The sequence below is a fragment of the Citrobacter sp. Cb004 genome (assembly GCF_030337065.1).
Taxonomy (GTDB): domain Bacteria; phylum Pseudomonadota; class Gammaproteobacteria; order Enterobacterales; family Enterobacteriaceae; genus Citrobacter; species Citrobacter braakii.
In genome coordinates, this window is the sequence record NZ_JAOWCH010000067.1 from 93469 (window position 1) to 110416 (window position 16948).

A 16948-nucleotide genomic window follows, 5' to 3' on the forward strand; every position below is an offset into this window, starting at 1 on the left:
TATTCACGCCGTTTATTGTGGGCAAAGACGCGTCTCGTTACAACCTTAACCCAAATGACTGATTTCGGGAGAACGGCCATGAGTTTATTTGATAGAAAGCATCTTGTTACTCAAGCAGATGCCCTACCTGGACGCAACACCCCGATGCCAGTGGCAACGCTGCATGCGGTTAACCAACATTCGATGACCAACGTGCCCGACGGTATGGAGATAGCATTTTTCGCCATGGGATGTTTCTGGGGCGTTGAACGTTTATTCTGGTCATTACCCGGGGTATACAGCACAGCGGCCGGATATACCGGCGGCTACACCCCTAACCCAACCTATCGGGAAGTGTGTTCCGGCGACACCGGACACGCCGAAGCGGTACGCGTCGTCTATGACCCGCATGTTATCAGCTACGAGCAACTGCTGCAGGTGTTCTGGGAAAATCACGACCCGGCGCAGGGCATGCGTCAGGGGAACGACCAGGGGACGCAGTATCGCTCCGCCATTTACCCGTTAACGCCGGAGCAAACCGTCGCGGCACGGGCAAGCCTTGAGCGTTTTCAGGCAGCAATGACCGCCGCTGGCGACGAGCGCACCATTACAACGGAAATCACTACCGCAACCCCGTTCTACTATGCCGAGGACGACCACCAGCAGTATCTGCATAAAAATCCTTATGGGTACTGTGGCATTGGCGGGATTGGCGTTTGTCTGCCGCCAGAACGTTGATCCGCGATTAGCGCGCTACCGTCACCCGCGCGGCATGGCGCGTTGCGTGGGTAACGGTTCCCCGATCCGTCACCTTTCCCTTCAACAACAGGTTAAACACGGGCGCAGAGGGGCGATTAAGACGGTTCTGCAGCAAATGCACCGCCTCCACGCCCAGTGCCCGACAGGGGATAGTGATACTGGTTACCGCGGCGACGATATGCGCATCCAACTCCTGAACATCCGTCGTCATCAGCGACATCTCACCGGGTATCTCCACGCCACCGTTTTCCAGCACCCGCTGGATGCCCGTCGACATTGATGCCCCGGCGCAGAAAATGACCTCTGGCCACGCTTCACGCGGCGTCTCACGTAGCCAGTGGTCCATCGCACGTTCTGATTCATCCTCAGAAAACCCTTCCGTCACCAGCAGATCACGCCCGGTATCAAACGGTATCTGATATTGTCGGTAGACCTCCTTAATGCCCTCCAGACGCCAGTACAAGGTTTCCCGGCGCAGGCTGGTGACATGGAGAATACGCCGATGCCCCTGATCAAAAAGATATTGCACAGCACGGTTGCCAATTGCCCGGTGATCGGGGGATACCGCATCCAGTAACCCTTCTTTGTCCTGCGAGTTAATCAACACGCAGGGTTTATCCAGCAGTAGCGCCAGTTTATGCACGGTCGGGTCATCAATGCCGATGAGAATAATGGCATTGATATTTTTACTGTTGGCCTTTTCCTGAAAGACCTTTATGTCCGCGCGTTGCTCATCCAGCCCGCAGTAACTCAGATAGACATCATGCGGCGCTATCGCCTCAGCAATTCCGCGCGTCACTTCGAGGTAAAATGCATCGCCACGGGCGGTAAAGGTACGCAACGGGGCGAAAATGGCGATGCCGTTGATCAATAGCCGTCCACTGGACAGCGAGTCCAGAACGCCCAGCCTGCGCGCGCAGCTGACAATCGCATCGCGCGCGTTATCGCTGGTATATGACTTTCCGCTAAGTACTCTCGACACCGTACTCACCGAGTACCCTGTCAGGGCAGCAATTTCGTCCATTTTTAGCTTGCCAGACATTCTGTGACCTCACTCGCAATCAATCTTTGCAATTTTTTGCAAACGTAGTTCATTGACTCTAAAACACTTTTTCAATGACTGGATGAACTTCTTTTTCATCCTGCAACCGTTCTCACAAAATCACATTGTCGATATTCCAGGCGTTTCATATGTTCCGCATATCCCTTCTTTCTCATGAAAAAGGCACGACATGAAAAAAATACGCTTTGGCATTATTGGGGTTGGCAACATTGGTACCGTCCACGCGCGCTACCTGCTGGCCGGAACGGTACAAGAAGCAGCGCTCGCCGCAGTATGCGATAACAATCCTGATCAGCATGCGGCGATCCAACGGCTGGTCGGTGAAGAGGTGACACTGTTCAGCGATGCGCGTGAGATGCTGGAAAGTGGGCTGATCGACGCCGTTATCGTCGCCACACCGCACTATGACCATCCAGGTTTATCGATGATGGCCATGCGTCTTGGCATCCATACGCTGTGCGAGAAGCCTGCTGGGGTCTACACCGCGCAGGTACAAGAGATGAACGCCTGTGCGCGCGAATGCGATGTGGTGTTCGGCTTGATGTACAACCAGCGCCCCAATCCGCTGTATCAGAAAGTTAAAGATCTGATCGACAGTGGCGAACTCGGCGAGCTGCGTCGCTCTAACTGGATCATTACCAACTGGTATCGTTCGCAGAGCTATTACAACTCCGGCGGCTGGCGCGCGACCTGGAAAGGTGAAGGCGGCGGCGTGCTGCTTAATCAGGATCCGCACCAACTCGATTTATGGCAATGGCTGGTCGGCATGCCGGTACGCTTGCGTGCCTTTTGCCAGTTTGGCAAACACCGCCAGATTGAAGTTGAAGATGACGTCACGGCCTACGCGGAATACGCCAACGGCGCGACCGGCGTGTTCATCACCACCGTCGCCGAAACACCCGGCACAAATCGCCTGGAAATTGTCGGCAGCCGGGGAAAAGTGGTAGTGGAAGAAGGCCGCCTGCGCTTCTGGAAACTACGGGAATCCGAAACCGACTTTAACGCCCGCTGGCAAAACGGTTTTGGTGAGCCGGAATGCTGGGAGGTGACTATCCCTACCGAACCAGAATGCAGCGAGCACTATGTCATTACCCGCAATTTCACCGCCGCGATTCTGCACGGCGAGCCGCTGATTGCCCCCGGTCTGGAAGGCATTCGCGGCCTGACGCTTTCCAATGCGATGCACCTCTCTACCTGGACCGATGACTGGGTCGAGCTACCGATCGATGAACAGCGTTACTTCCAGTTGCTCCAACAACGTATCGCCTCTTCAGTGGAAAAAACCACGGCCAGCCGCACGCTGGACGCTTCCGGTAGCTGGTAACGCGCAGGAGAAAATCATGCTGAATATTGCCATTGTTGGAACCGGGAATATCTCCCACAACCACATTCAGGGGTATTTACAGTTCACCGATCGTTGCCGGATTGTCGCCCTGGTTGATATCTACCCGGAGAAAGCCGAAGAGAAGAAATCACGCTATGGCCTGGGCGAAGCGCGGGTCTACCACAGTCATCAGGCGATGCTGGACGCGGGCATCGAAGTAGATGTGGTCGATGTCTGCACTCCGCCGTACGTGCACGCAGCTATCAGCATTGATGCGCTGCAGGCCGGAAAACATGTGCTGTGCGAAAAACCGATGGCCGCCTCACTCGAAGAGTGCGATGCGATGATCGCCGCGCAAAAGGCCAGCGGGAAAACCTTATCGGTCATCGCGCAAAACCGCTTTACCGATGCCTTCTGGCGTCTGAAAACCGTTGTTGATTCCGGGCTGGCGGGCAAGATTTGCCATGCGCAGGTGGATTCATTCTGGTGGCGCGGACACTGCTATTACGACTTATGGTGGCGCGGCACGTGGCAGAAAGAAGGCGGCGCCTGCACGCTGAATCACGCAGTGCACCACATTGACGCCATTCAATGGATGCTGGGTTTCCCGGCCGAAGTGGTGGCGATGATGACCAACGTTGCTCATGACAATGCGGAAGTCGAAGACCTTAGCGCGGCTATCTTCAAATACCCCAACGGGGCACTGACACAGGTGACCGCCTCCGTGGTGCATCACGGCGAAGACCAAAAGATTGTCATTCAAGGCGAAAAGGCGCGTATTTCTGCGCCGTGGCAGGTTCATGCCAGCCAGTCGGCGGATAACGGCTTCCCGCAACCAAACAATAACGGCGAACTGGAACAGCATCTGGAGACACTTTTTCGCGCTACGCCAGCACTGCAATGGACGCTACATACCGGACAAATCGATAACCTGCTTAACGCCATCGACAAACGGACATGTCCCCTGGTCGATGGCGAACAAGGCAAGCGCTCGCTGGAGCTGATTACCGCTATCTATAAATCCGCCATCAACCGCACGGTGGTAACACTGCCCATCCACCACACCGATGCGTTTTATCGCACCAGCGGGCTGATTGAAATCGCACCACATTTTTATGAGAAATCCGCCTCCGTGAGCAATTTCACGGAGGTGGGCGCTATCCCCCTGGGTAAAGACTTAGATTCAGGAGTTAAAAAATGAACAAGCAAGATGGAATGCACTACGCCCCTACCGGGAAGCCTCAGCCGGTCGTGGAGCCTGGCGAGTTTGTCATTGCCGCGTCCTCACTCGATCACGGCCATATCTACGGCATGTGCAACGGGTTGATTGAAGCAGGTGCCACGCTGAAATGGGTTTACGATCCCGACCCGCTCAAAATAGATCAATTTCTGCAGCATTATCCGCAAGCGCAGGTTGCCGATTCGCTCGAGACTATCCTGAACGATCGCGAGGTCCGGCTGGTTGCCGGGGCGGCAATTCCCTCTGAACGCTGCCCGCTGGGGCTGAAGGTAATGGCGGCTGGTAAAGACTACTTCACCGACAAGGCTCCGTTAACCACCCTCGCACAGTTGGAAGACGCCAAAGCAATGGTGGCGAAGACCGGACGTAAATACGCGGTCTATTACAGCGAGCGTCTGCACGTTGAAAGCGCCGTGTTTGCCGGCCAGCTAATCCATCAAGGGGCTATTGGGCGCGTGATGCAAACTCTGGGCACCGGTCCGCACCGCGAAGGCAACGGTCGCCCGAACTGGTTTTACGACAAACGCTATTTTGGCGGCATTCTGTGCGACATCGGCAGCCATCAAATCGAACAATTTCTCTTTTATACCGGCAATAGCGAGGCGCATATCGTCGCCAGCCATGTGCGTAACGTCAATCATCCGCAGTATCCGCAGTTCGAAGACTTTGGCGATGCCATGCTGGCGGGCGACAACGGGGCGACCGGCTACTTCCGCTGCGACTGGTTCACGCCGCAGGGGCTCAGTAGCTGGGGGGATGGACGCCTGACCTTGCTGGGTACCGAAGGTTACATTGAGATCCGCAAGTATGTGGATATCACCCGAGGTGAACAGGATGTGGTGTATCTGGTGAATAAAGAAGGGGAATTCCGCTACCCAGTCGCGGGCAAAGTTGGTTTTCCTTTCTTCGGCGAATTCATTCTCGATTGTCTGAATCGCACGGAAAACGCCATGACTCAGGCCCACGCCTTTAAAGCCGCAGAACTGTGCGTGAAGGCACAAATGCTGGCGAATGCCCGCACATAACCGGAGGTGACATGACAACGCTAAATGCCGCCATCATCGGCGCGGGGGCTATCCACAGCAGCCACGTAAACGCCCTCCGGCTTTTGCCGGGGGTCACGCTGCGCGCGCTGGTCGATATTGATAGCGCCAACGGTTTGCAACAGGCCATCGCGTATAACTGCCGCTATTACCAGAATTACCGGGAAATGCTGCTGGATAATGACATTGACGTCGTCCATATCTGTACGCCTCACTTCGAGCACAAAAACATGATTACGGCCGCGCTTGCCGCCGGGAAACATGTGTTTTGCGAAAAACCGGTAGGGTTGAATTGCACAGAGGTAGCAGACATAGCTTACGCGGCGGCGTCTGCCCAAGGCTTACTGGGCGTGTGCTATCAAAACCGCCTTAATCCAACCAGTTTACGTATCCGCGACGAACTGGCGAAAAATACGCTCGGCAGAATGCTAAGCATTAAAGCGGTTTTGACCTGGTCGCGCTCCCGGGCTTATTACAGCGAAAGTCCGTGGCGTGGGCGTTTTGCCAGCGAAGGCGGCAGTTTACTAATCAACCAGGCTATTCATACCCTCGATCTGATGCAGTGGTTCGCAGGCGGCGTGACGCGTTTGAAAGGCGTAGTGGATAGCAGTGAACTGGCGGACGTCACTGAAGCCGAAGACAGCGCGATGGCGACCCTGCACTTTGCCAACGGCGCCCGCGGTCTGTTTTACGCCAGCAACTGTAACACCCTCGATTCACCGCTGCTGCTGGAGATCCATTGCGAGCAAGGCATGCTCCAGCTCACCGATAACACCCTGTGGCGCGTTACAGCGGACCGACGCCTGAAGCTGGATTGCGATGGTTCGCCGGACGGCTACGTCAAAAGTTACTGGGGCCTGGGCCACCAACAGGCTATTCGTCAGTTTTATCATGCTATTACTCATGGAGGTCAGACAGAATATATCAATATTAATGAAGCCCGAAAATCACTGGCGATAGTCGATGCTATTTATCATTCATCTAAAACACGACAATGGATAACCATTAATAATTAAAATTAACTCAGCGCTGAAGAATTAAATAACAACAGCCGGATAATACCGGATTACGCATACCCTACATACTGGAAAATATTATGGTCAAACCAACTGAACGCAGAGTCAGTTATGGTGTAGCGATCGGCTATGGCATTACTGATTTATTTGGCGGCGGTGCTTTCGCCATTATCGGAACATGGCTTTTATTTTTTTACACAACCTACTGCGGTTTAAGCGTGCTGGAAGCAGGATCAATATTTGCCATTGCCCGCGTGATTGATGCTGTACTTAGCCCAATTATGGGTTATATCACCGATAACTTTGGCAACACCTGGCTAGGTCGAAGATTTGGCCGTCGCCGCTTCTTTTTATTACTCAGTTGTCCTTTAATGTTTCTCTATGCCCTGCTATGGCTGACCGACATGGGTTACTGGTACTACCTGGGAACCTATCTGTCGATTGAGCTGCTGTCAGCGATGGTGCTAGTGCCGTGGGAAACCCTGGCCGCAGAAATGACTAACCGCTACGAAGAACGCAGCCGCCTCTCCGGTATGCGCATGATCTGCTCGCAGCTGGGCGGATTCCTTGCCGTATCGGTACCCGGTATCCTGATGCAGTTTACGGGCAAAGATAACCCATTTACCTATACACTAACCGGGCTGATATTTTCCGTCGTGTTCTGCCTCGCCGTGTTCATAACCTGGCGCTGCACGTGGGAGGCCAAAGACGTTCAGGAAGAGACATTTCAAACTAACCTGCAGCGCAATAGCGGGATACTGAATCACCTTAAATATTTGATACTCGATCTGTTTTCTTCTTTCAGGATCCGGGCATTTCGCCTGCATATTATTATTTATATTTTCTCATTTACCGCTATGGATGTATTCGGGTCAGTATTTACCTATTACGTAGTTTATTGCTTGAGTCAGGATGTAGCCTCCGTTTCTGGCTGGTTAAGTATTGCCGCCTTCGCTTCAGTTTTTGGCACCTATGGGTTTATGCTATTACTGAACAAACTCAATATAACCCCATCAGCAGCACTACGCCTCGCTTACACCTGTATATTTAGCGTATTGGTATTTTTATTTGTTATTTATTACACCGAAACCCAGGTGTCCAATATTCTGTTCTCTGCGATATTTATTCTGCTTGGTATGGCACGTTCCGGTCTTTACTATATCCCGTGGAATATCTACAGCTTTATTCCTGATATCGATGAGATGGTGACCCAACAGCGCCGCGAAGGGATTTTTGCGGGTGTTATGGTACTCACCCGTAAAAGTACGGTGGCAATCGCTATTTTGCTTATCGGCATGGTGCTGGAAGAGGCAGGCTTTGTAAAAGGCAGCGGCGCGCAGCCGGAAAGCGCATTACACGCCATTATCGGATTGATGATCTTTGCTACTGCGGCGCTGCTGGCGGTGAGTTTCTACGCCACCTACAAATTTAAACTTACCCGCGAAACCCACAAAGTTCTGCTCAAAGAGATCGCCCGCCGCAAGCTGGGTGGCAACTATCGCGACTGCGATGAAGAAACCCGGGTGGTGATAAAACAGCTTACCGGCTATGAATACGATGAAGTTTGGGGTGGCAGCGCCACGCAGCGTACGGCAGGACGCGTCAGTCTCTCAGATGCCGAATAAGGAGCGCATCATGTATAACCCATGGAGCAAAACACGAGCGCAAAGCTGGTATCAAGATCAACCCTGGGGCTGCGGTTTTAACTACTTGCCGCGCACCGCGGTTAACTGGCTCGAAATGTGGCAGGCAGAGAGTTTCGATAGCAGCACTATCGATCAGGAACTCGGATGGGCCAGCCAGTATGGCTATAACCAGCTACGAACAAATTTACCGTTTACCGTCTGGCAGCATGACCGCGATGGGCTGCTCGAGCGCATTGATCTCTTCCTGAACATTGCCCGTAGCCACGGCATAAAAGTGATGCTGACGCTGCTCGACGACTGCGCTTTTTCCGGTGATGAGCCCGTTATCGGCCAGCAAAAGGCCCCAGTTCCCGGCGTTCACAATAGCCAGGCAGCGGGTAGCCCAGGCCGCGCCTGCGTGCTGGACCGACGCTGTTGGCCGCAAATTGAAGCCTACGTCAGAGATATCATCCGTTACTTTCGCCATGACTCACGTATCAGCGTCTGGGATTTATATAATGAGCCAGGCAACGGCGGGATTTTTTGTCATACTGGCGAATTTACCCACTATGACGATAGGCTGGAAATTTACGCCTTAACCTTGATGACCCATCTGTTTGGCTGGGCACGGCAGGAGTCACCGTCTCAACCGTTGACCGTAGCGGCCTGGCATATTGACGATCGCACTGCGTGCGGGAATGCGTTTACGCATCCTGTTGATATCGCCGCGCTGCGGCTTTCCGATGTGATTAGCTACCATGCCTACGTCGATACCCCAGGTCAGTTGTCTCTTCTGTCGCAGTTGGCCGAATTTGGCAGGCCGCTCTTTTGTACCGAGTGGCTGGCACGCCATGTTGATAGCCGAATAGAAGAGCAGCTACCGCTGTTTAGCGCCCAGCGCGTTTCCAGCTTTCACTGGGGGTTGGTACAAGGGAAAACGCAAACCTGGTTGCCGTGGCCGGATATCCCGCTTGACGAAGCGACGGCATCGCTATGGTTTCATGATGTGCTGAAGCCGGATGGTTCGCCTTATAGCGAAAGTGAGATGCAGATGGTACATAGGCTTAACCCCGCAGAATAAGGCCAAAAAAGCTCCTCTGGCGACTTTACAGTACCTTACGCTATACTAGCTTCTGAATTTACCGGCTCAACGCCACGAGCCGGTTTTCACATGGATTTATCAACTTCTCCCTTCCGAGGATCTGGCCTTAACGGTCGGATAAGATATGTTAAACAGTATTTTAGTCATTCTCTGCCTGATCGCCGTGAGTGCGTTTTTCTCGATATCCGAGATCTCGCTTGCTGCATCACGCAAAATAAAACTTAAACTGCTTGCCGATGAAGGCAACGTAAACGCACAACGTGTTTTGAAGATGCAGGAAAACCCCGGCATGTTTTTTACCGTCGTGCAAATTGGCCTTAACGCGGTCGCTATTCTCGGTGGTATTGTCGGTGATGCGGCATTCTCCCCGGCGTTTTACAGCCTTTTCTCGAAGTACTTCACTCCAGAGCTGTCCGAACAGTTAAGCTTTATTCTGTCGTTCTCGCTGGTTACTGGCCTGTTCATCCTGTTCGCGGATTTAACTCCGAAACGCATCGGTATGATTGCGCCAGAAGCTGTGGCTTTGCGTATCATCAACCCGATGCGCTTCTGCCTGCTCGTCTTCCGCCCGCTGGTGTGGTTCTTTAACGGTCTGGCAAATAACATCTTCCGTCTGTTTAAGATCCCGATGGTGCGTAAAGACGACATCACCTCGGACGATATTTACGCCGTGGTCGAAGCGGGTGCGTTGGCAGGGGTTCTGCGTAAGCAGGAACATGAGCTGATTGAAAATGTGTTCGAACTGGAATCCCGTACCGTACCGTCTTCCATGACCTCGCGCGAGAATATTATCTGGTTCGATCTCCACGAAGATGAGCAAAGCCTGAAGAACAAGGTGGCGGAACACCCACACTCCAAATTTCTGGTGTGTAACGAAGATATCGACCACATCATTGGCTATGTCGATTCAAAGGATCTCCTCAACCGCGTACTGGCGAACCAAAGCATGGCGTTGAACAGTGGCGTACAGATCCGCAATACGCTGATTGTGCCGGATACGCTAACGCTCTCTGAAGCGCTGGAAAGCTTCAAAACCGCAGGCGAAGACTTTGCCGTCATCATGAACGAGTACGCGCTGGTGGTGGGGATTATCACGCTCAACGACGTTATGACTACGCTGATGGGCGATTTAGTCGGTCAGGGTCTGGAAGAGCAGATCGTGGCGCGCGATGAAAACTCATGGTTAGTCGATGGCGGTACGCCGATTGATGACGTTATGCGCGTCCTGGATATCGATGAGTTCCCGCAGTCCGGCAACTATGAAACCATCGGCGGCTTTATGATGTTCATGCTGCGTAAAATCCCGAAACGCACCGACTCGGTGAAGTATTCAGGCTACAAATTTGAAGTGGTGGATATCGATAACTACAAGATCGATCAGCTGCTGGTGACGCGTCTGGACAGTAAACCTACCGTACTGGTACCGAAACTGCCGGATGCAAAAGAAGAGGCAAAGGCGTCTTAACGTCCTGCAGAAACATCAACGGCTCCCATCCAGGAGCCGTTTTTTTAACTACCGCATAGCACTTTGATCAAGCCATCTCAGTTTGCAGACGCAAGACCTGACGGTTAACTTCGGACATCACGGAAAAATGCAGTTTGTCCTTCACTTTTGGGATAAGAATCTTACCCTTATCAAATTCAAAAGCGCCTACATCCTTGATATATAACCGTCCACGAAACAGGATCTTCACGTACTTCGCCACCTGCAGCGGGTTGTATCGTTGGAAAATTTTCATTGTTGTCTCCTGCTGAGCATTACGCCTTTGCGGTACCACAATCGGTCCGACAATCCTCAGGCGCAAATTTTAATGCCCTATGACTATAGACTATCTCGCTCATGTTTCCAGCGTGTATAAGTTTATTTACCTTCAGGTTACAAATATTCAGAATTATCTTTTCAACGCTTCGCTGTCTTCAGTATAAGCCTTCATTTTTCGCAGGATTTGTGCGCCCGTCCGCAAACTGGCATCGCGCTTGCGGGAAAAAGCATCAATCGCACATATGATTAAATTCCAGACCCAAGTGGTCGGATCACCTGCAAAATAAAGAAAGAAGGAAAACCTATGACCTTACAAAAACTGCTGGCGCTGTCGTGCCTGCTGCTGCCGATGATTGCCTGTGCGCATTCGTTTGAGACTAACCAGCGCGTACCGCCGGTGGGGATCGCCGATCGCGGCGAACTGATTCTCGATAACGATAAGTTTAGCTACAAAAGCTGGAATAGCGCGCAGCTGCCAGGGAAAGTGCGAATTGTGCAACACATTGCCGGACGCACCTCCGCCAAAGAGAAAAATGCTACGCTGATCGAGGCAATCAAAGCGGCCAACCTGCCGCACGACAAATACCAGACCACCACGATCGTCAACACCGATGACGCCATTCCTGGCTCCGGTATGTTTGTGCGCAGCAGTCTGGAGAGCAATAAGAAGCTCTACCCGTGGTCACAATTTATTGTCGACAGCAATGGCATTGCGCGTAAAGCCTGGCAACTGGATGAAGAGAGCTCCGCTATCGCCGTACTTGAAAAGGACGGACGCGTTCAGTGGGCAAAAGATGGTGCGTTGACGCAGGAAGAGGTGCAGCAGGTTATTGCCCTGCTGCACAAATTACTCAGTAAATAGCGACGCGGAAGCCGGGGTTGAGGAATGATTCACGTGGGGTGTAATCCAGAGATTTCCCCTGCCAGTCGTGAACGTGCGCCCCGGCTGCGGCGGCAACAGCGTGGCCAGCGGCGGTGTCCCATACGTTAGTTGGCCCAAAACGTGGGTACAGCTGTGCCTGCCCTTCCGCCACCAGGCAGAACTTCAGCGATGAGCCAATCGACGTGGTCTGGTGCTCACCCAACTGTTGCAGATACTCTTTTAACTCATTGTCAGCATGCGAGCGGCTAATCACCACCAACGGCGGACGCGCGTCACGAACATGGATTTGTTTGCGCACGCCGCACTCTTCTTTCCACGCTTTACCTTCTGCCGCGCTGTACATCACTTTCATCACCGGCGCGTAAACCACGCCCAGTACCGGCTTTCCTTGCTCGATAAGCGCAATATTGACGGTGAATTCACCGTTACGCTTAATGAACTCTTTGGTACCGTCCAGCGGGTCTACCAGCCAGTAGCGCTGCCAGTGCTGGCGAACATCCCAGCCAGGAGGCGCTTCTTCAGACAGGACCGGAATATCCGGCGTCAGCGCCAGTAATCCTTCGAGGATCACCGTATGCGCGGCGATATCCGCCGCCGTGACCGGAGAATCGTCCTGCTTGCTGGTAATCTCCATCGGTTTGATTCCATCGTAGACCTGCATAATGGCATCGCCCGCATTCCGTGCAAGCTGGCATACATGTTCTAACATTCTCCACCTCGTTTCTGTCGTGGTGTTAACTCGTTGTTTTACTTATACCCGATCGCCAAAGGATCCGCCAACTGTGATAGCGTCTGCGGTTTTAAACGCTATATTCATGTCATGATTCACAGTTCTGTAAGCAAGAAGATTTATATACATTTTCTTTTGTGGCTTAGATCTTAAAAGGATGCCCCTGATGATTAAGTTTAGTGCAACGTTTCTGGCCACGCTGATTGCAGCCAGCGTCAATGCCGCGACCGTCGATCTGCGCATAATGGAAACCACTGATTTACATAGCAATATGATGGATTTCGATTATTACAAAGATACGCCGACTGAAAAATTTGGCCTGGTTCGTACGGCAAGCCTGATCAACGCAGCACGTGGTGAAGTCAAAAACAGCGTGCTGGTTGATAACGGTGATCTGATTCAGGGCAGCCCGCTCGGGGATTATATGGCGGCCAAGGGGCTGAAAGCGGGCGAAACGCATCCGGTATATAAGGCACTGAATACGCTGGATTACGCAGTGGGTAACCTTGGCAACCATGAATTTAACTACGGTCTTGAGTATCTGCACAACGCGCTAGCCGGGGCGAAGTTCCCTTACGTTAACGCCAATATCATCGACGTTAAGACCAAAAAGCCGCTGTTTACTCCTTATCTGATCAAAGAGACTGAGGTTGTCGATCAGGAAGGAAACAAGCAGACGCTGAAAATTGGCTATATCGGTTTTGTGCCGCCGCAGATCATGACCTGGGATAAAGCCAACCTCAGCGGCAAAGTGACCGTGAATGACATTACGGAAACCGCACGTAAATACGTGCCGGAAATGCGAGCCAAAGGTGCCGATGTCGTGGTGGTGGTTGCTCACTCCGGGCTTTCTGCCGACCCATACCAGGCGATGGCGGAAAACTCCGTTTACTACCTCAGTGAAGTTCCGGGCGTGGATGCCATTATGTTTGGTCACGCTCACGCCGTTTTCCCGGGGAAAGACTTTGCCAACATCAAAGGCGCAGATATCACAACAGGTACGCTCAATGGCGTTCCTGCGGTGATGCCGGGCATGTGGGGCGATCACCTGGGCGTGGTGGATTTAGTACTGAATAACGACAGCGGTAAATGGCAGGTTACGCAGGGGAAAGCGCAGGCGCGCCCGATTTATGACGCCGCGGCCAAAAAATCACTGGCTGGCGAAGACCAAAAAATTGTTGAGATCCTAAAAGCCGATCACGATGCCACGCGTGAGTTTGTCAGCAAGCCAATCGGTAAATCTGCCGACAACATGTACAGCTATCTGGCGCTGGTTCAGGACGACCCGACCGTGCAGGTGGTGAATAATGCGCAGAAAGCCTATGTGGAACATTTTATCCAGGGCGATCCGGACCTGGCAAAACTACCGGTACTTTCCGCCGCTGCACCGTTTAAAGTCGGTGGACGCAAGAACGATCCGGCCAGCTTTGTCGAAGTCGAAAAAGGTCAGCTTACCTTCCGTAACGCCGCTGATTTGTATCTCTATCCCAATACCTTGGTCGTGGTGAAAGCCAGCGGTAAAGAGGTGAAAGAGTGGCTGGAATGTTCTGCCGGGCAGTTTAATCAGATTGATATCCACAGCAGCAAACCACAGTCGTTAATTAACTGGGATGGCTTCCGTACCTATAACTTCGACGTGATTGACGGCGTGAATTATCAGATTGATGTTTCACAACCCGCTCGCTATGACGGTGAATGCCAGACGATTAACCCGCAAGCGGAGCGTATTAAAAATCTGACCTTTAACGGTAAACCGATCGATCCGAACGCAACCTTCCTCGTCGCGACCAACAACTACCGCGCCTACGGCGGTAAGTTTGCCGGGACCGGCGACAGCCACATCGCGTTTGCATCACCAGATGAAAACCGCTCGGTGCTGGCAGCATGGATAGGTTCCCAGACAAAGAGCGCAGGCGAAATTCATCCAGCGGCAGATAACAACTGGCGTCTGGCGCCGATTCACAGCGAGACACAACTGGATATTCGCTTTGAAACATCACCGTCTGATAAAGCCGCTGCGTTTATCAAAGAGAAAGGCCAGTATCCACTGAAGAAAGTCGCTACCGATGACATCGGCTTCGCCATTTATCAGTTGGATTTGAGTAAGTAAGACCACGCCGGATGGCGCTGCGCCATCCGGCAAGCCCGACCGGGTCGTTTACGCTGATGCCGGGACGTCTTCGTTCTTAACGGTATGATTTGCCAAAACCTGCGGCAAATTCACCTCTATCCAGTCCGCCAGCGCTGCGACTTTTTCGCTCACCTGCTCACCCAACGGTGTCAGGCTATACTCCACATGCGGCGGTACCACCGGATATGACACCCGATTGATAAACCCGTCCTGTTCTAACGCCTGCAGGGATTGCGCCAGCATTTTTTCACTGACGCCGCCCATCTTACGGCGCAAATCGCTGAAGCGGTGCGTACCGTCGCGCAGCGCCACCAGAATCAATACACCCCAGCGGCTGGTGACGTGTTTTAACACCTCGCGGGAGGGACACTGCTCGGCAAACAAATTGCCATCACGTAATTGCTGGGAGAGCGTCAAAGCTGTCATTTTCATACTAACCTTTTTGTACGTACTTACTAAAAGTAAGTTTAGGTGTTAATGTGATTAAACACAAGACCAATACCAAAGGAGTTATCCTATGATCGCGATTACTGGTGCCACTGGCCAACTGGGCCAACACGTTATTGAAACGCTACTGAAAACCGTTCCTGCCAGCCAGATTGTGGCTATTGTGCGTAATCCTGCTAAAGCGACGGCGCTTAGCCAGCAGGGCATTACCGTTCGTCAGGCGGATTACAGCGATGAAGCTGCCTTTACCACGGCCTTACAGGGGATAGACAAGTTACTGCTAATCTCCTCCAGCGAAGTGGGACAACGTGCCCCGCAGCATCGCAACGTGATTAACGCGGCGAAAGCGGCCCACGTGAAATTTATCGCCTACACCAGCCTGCTGCACGCCGATCGCTCCCCGCTGGGGCTGGCTGATGAGCATGTCGCAACCGAGAAGATGCTGGCTGAATCCGGTATCGCGTACGCGCTGCTGCGTAACGGTTGGTACACCGAAAACTATCTCGCCAGCGCACCAGCCGCGCTGGAACACGGCGTGTTTATTGGGGCGGCGGGAGAAGGCAAAATCGCCTCGGCGACCCGTGCCGACTATGCCGCTGCCGCCGCGCGCGTCATCAGTGAAGACGGTCATGCCGGTAAAATCTATGAACTGGCGGGCGACGCAGGTTGGACCCTGAGCCAGCTGGCGGCCGAACTGGCAAAACAGAGCGGTAAAAAAGTGGTGTATCAAAACCTGAGCGAAGCTGATTTTGCCGCCGCGCTGAAAAGTGTAGGTCTGCCTGCCGGACTGGCGGACATGCTGGCTGACTCAGACGTTGGTGCCTCTAAAGGTGGCCTCTTCGACGACAGCCATACGCTGAGCAAACTGATTGGTCGCCCAACCACGTCGCTGGCAGACAGCGTCAAAGGCATCGTGTAAGTGTTAAAAATTAGTTAATTGTGGTGGCATCCCCGCGCATCCTCTCTGATAATGACATGATGATGCGTGGGGAGAGAAGACGTGCAAGGTGTACCTGAGCAGTTTATTGATGAGAAAGACAGCGCTCGCTTTCGCCATCTGGCACAGGTGCCGGGCGTTGAGCTATATCATGCGCACATCTCGCGTTACGCCTTTGAACCCCACACCCATGAAGCGTTTGGTATTGGCGCGATAGAAGCCGGAGCCGAACGTTTTCGCTATCGCGGCACGCAGTACGTGGCCCCCGCCCATTCTGTCGTCACCATGAATCCCGATGAGCTACATACCGGCGAAGCGGAAACCGCCGACGGCTGGCGCTATCGGATGATCTATCTTGAGCCCGATCTCCTGGAAGAAGTCACCGGGATTCGCCACTGGTGGTTTCATGACGTAACGCGTCACGATCCGCTACGCTCGCGCCAGATCTGCTCGCTGATCCATGGCCTGTGGAACACTGAGGATCCGCTGGCGCAAAAAGGGCTATTACTCGATCTGATCGACACGTTCCAGCCGCTGGCCCGCCATGCGCCGGTATTACCGGAGGGATCGCATCGCTTTGAGCGGGTACGCGAGTATTTGCACGATAATTATATGCACCCGGTCACGCTCGACGAACTGGCGCGGGTTGCAGCGCTGAGTCCCTGGCATTTTCAGCGCCAGTTTAAATCTCATTTCCACGTCACGCCGCACCAGATGCTGATGGCGATCCGCCTGTGGCGAGCCAAAGGTTTTCTCACTCACGGAATGCCCGCCGCGGAGGTCGCTGCCGCAACCGGCCTCACCGACCAGTCGCATCTCACCCGCGCGTTTACCCATCGCTATGGTATTACGCCGGTACGTTATCAGAAACAAGTCGTCCGGCGTTGAACAGCAATCTCATACAATA

Annotated in this window: 16 protein-coding genes; 12 read left to right on the top strand and 4 right to left on the bottom strand. The window is 53.0% G+C overall.

All coding sequences use genetic code 11. The features are described 5' to 3' along the window. Window positions 1-78: 78 nt before the first annotated feature. Window positions 79-717, top strand: a complete 639-nt coding sequence (gene msrA / locus OGV65_RS19540) for a peptide-methionine (S)-S-oxide reductase MsrA (protein ID WP_049283035.1) — start codon at window positions 79-81, stop codon at window positions 715-717. 7 nt (window positions 718-724) lie between these two features. Here the strand turns inward: msrA and OGV65_RS19545 are convergent, their stop codons facing one another. Next, complete coding sequence (locus OGV65_RS19545; protein WP_047499954.1) at window positions 725-1780, bottom strand: LacI family DNA-binding transcriptional regulator; 1056 nt, start codon at window positions 1778-1780, stop codon at window positions 725-727. 190 nt (window positions 1781-1970) lie between these two features. On the opposite strand from OGV65_RS19545, the gene OGV65_RS19550 reads away from it, so the two are divergent. The 7 genes from OGV65_RS19550 (at window position 1971) to paeA (ending at window position 10616) form a co-directional block, all read left to right on the top strand. Beyond that, window positions 1971-3125, top strand: a complete 1155-nt coding sequence (locus tag OGV65_RS19550) for a Gfo/Idh/MocA family protein (RefSeq protein WP_141876178.1) — start codon at window positions 1971-1973, stop codon at window positions 3123-3125. Window positions 3126-3141: 16 nt separating this feature from the next. Beyond that, the gene (locus OGV65_RS19555; RefSeq protein WP_286455351.1) at window positions 3142-4326 is read left to right on the top strand and encodes a Gfo/Idh/MocA family protein; all 1185 of its coding nucleotides are present in this window, start codon (window positions 3142-3144) and stop codon (window positions 4324-4326) included. Continuing rightward, complete coding sequence (locus OGV65_RS19560) at window positions 4323-5390, top strand: Gfo/Idh/MocA family protein (protein ID WP_049283038.1); 1068 nt, start codon at window positions 4323-4325, stop codon at window positions 5388-5390. The genes OGV65_RS19555 and OGV65_RS19560 overlap by 4 nt, the downstream gene beginning before the upstream one ends. Window positions 5391-5401: 11 nt before the next feature. Further along, on the top strand, window positions 5402-6424 hold the full coding sequence (locus tag OGV65_RS19565) for a Gfo/Idh/MocA family protein (protein WP_286455352.1): 1023 nt from the start codon (window positions 5402-5404) through the stop codon (window positions 6422-6424). Window positions 6425-6504: 80 nt separating this feature from the next. Then, a complete protein-coding gene (locus tag OGV65_RS19570; protein WP_049283040.1) occupies window positions 6505-8049 on the top strand; it encodes an MFS transporter in 1545 nt (514 codons plus the stop codon). 10 nt (window positions 8050-8059) lie between these two features. After that, complete coding sequence (locus OGV65_RS19575) at window positions 8060-9130, top strand: glycoside hydrolase 5 family protein (RefSeq protein ID WP_286455353.1); 1071 nt, start codon at window positions 8060-8062, stop codon at window positions 9128-9130. A gap of 145 nt (window positions 9131-9275) precedes the next feature. After that, complete coding sequence (paeA, locus tag OGV65_RS19580) at window positions 9276-10616, top strand: polyamine export protein PaeA (RefSeq protein ID WP_003830418.1); 1341 nt, start codon at window positions 9276-9278, stop codon at window positions 10614-10616. 67 nt (window positions 10617-10683) lie between these two features. Here paeA and OGV65_RS19585 read toward each other — a convergent pair whose 3' ends face one another. Beyond that, window positions 10684-10890 (bottom strand): DUF1107 domain-containing protein, encoded by a 207-nt coding sequence (locus OGV65_RS19585; RefSeq protein ID WP_003025710.1) that lies wholly within the window; start codon window positions 10888-10890, stop codon window positions 10684-10686. A 327-nt stretch (window positions 10891-11217) separates the two neighbouring features. Between OGV65_RS19585 and OGV65_RS19590 the strand changes: the two genes are divergently transcribed. After that, the gene (locus tag OGV65_RS19590; protein WP_286455354.1) at window positions 11218-11775 is read left to right on the top strand and encodes a YtfJ family protein; all 558 of its coding nucleotides are present in this window, start codon (window positions 11218-11220) and stop codon (window positions 11773-11775) included. Here the strand turns inward: OGV65_RS19590 and cysQ are convergent. Next, the gene (gene cysQ / locus OGV65_RS19595; RefSeq protein ID WP_016151445.1) at window positions 11765-12505 is read right to left on the bottom strand and encodes a 3'(2'),5'-bisphosphate nucleotidase CysQ; all 741 of its coding nucleotides are present in this window, start codon (window positions 12503-12505) and stop codon (window positions 11765-11767) included. The genes OGV65_RS19590 and cysQ overlap by 11 nt on opposite strands. Window positions 12506-12692: 187 nt before the next feature. On the opposite strand from cysQ, the gene cpdB reads away from it, so the two are divergent. Then, on the top strand, window positions 12693-14636 hold the full coding sequence (gene cpdB / locus OGV65_RS19600) for a 2',3'-cyclic-nucleotide 2'-phosphodiesterase (RefSeq protein WP_016155525.1): 1944 nt from the start codon (window positions 12693-12695) through the stop codon (window positions 14634-14636). Between the two features lie 48 nt (window positions 14637-14684). On the opposite strand, the gene OGV65_RS19605 is transcribed toward cpdB, so the two are convergent. Then, window positions 14685-15089: a winged helix-turn-helix transcriptional regulator gene (locus OGV65_RS19605; RefSeq protein WP_016151443.1), complete on the bottom strand. Its 405-nt coding sequence runs from the start codon at window positions 15087-15089 to the stop codon at window positions 14685-14687. 85 nt (window positions 15090-15174) lie between these two features. Here OGV65_RS19605 and OGV65_RS19610 point away from each other — a divergent pair, with 85 nt between their 5' ends. Both OGV65_RS19610 and OGV65_RS19615 read left to right on the top strand, forming a co-directional pair. Further along, window positions 15175-16023: an SDR family oxidoreductase gene (locus OGV65_RS19610; protein ID WP_016155524.1), complete on the top strand. Its 849-nt coding sequence runs from the start codon at window positions 15175-15177 to the stop codon at window positions 16021-16023. A gap of 81 nt (window positions 16024-16104) precedes the next feature. Further along, window positions 16105-16929, top strand: coding sequence for an AraC family transcriptional regulator (locus OGV65_RS19615; protein ID WP_047414772.1), 825 nt, complete (start codon window positions 16105-16107; stop codon window positions 16927-16929). Window positions 16930-16948: the final 19 nt, after the last annotated feature.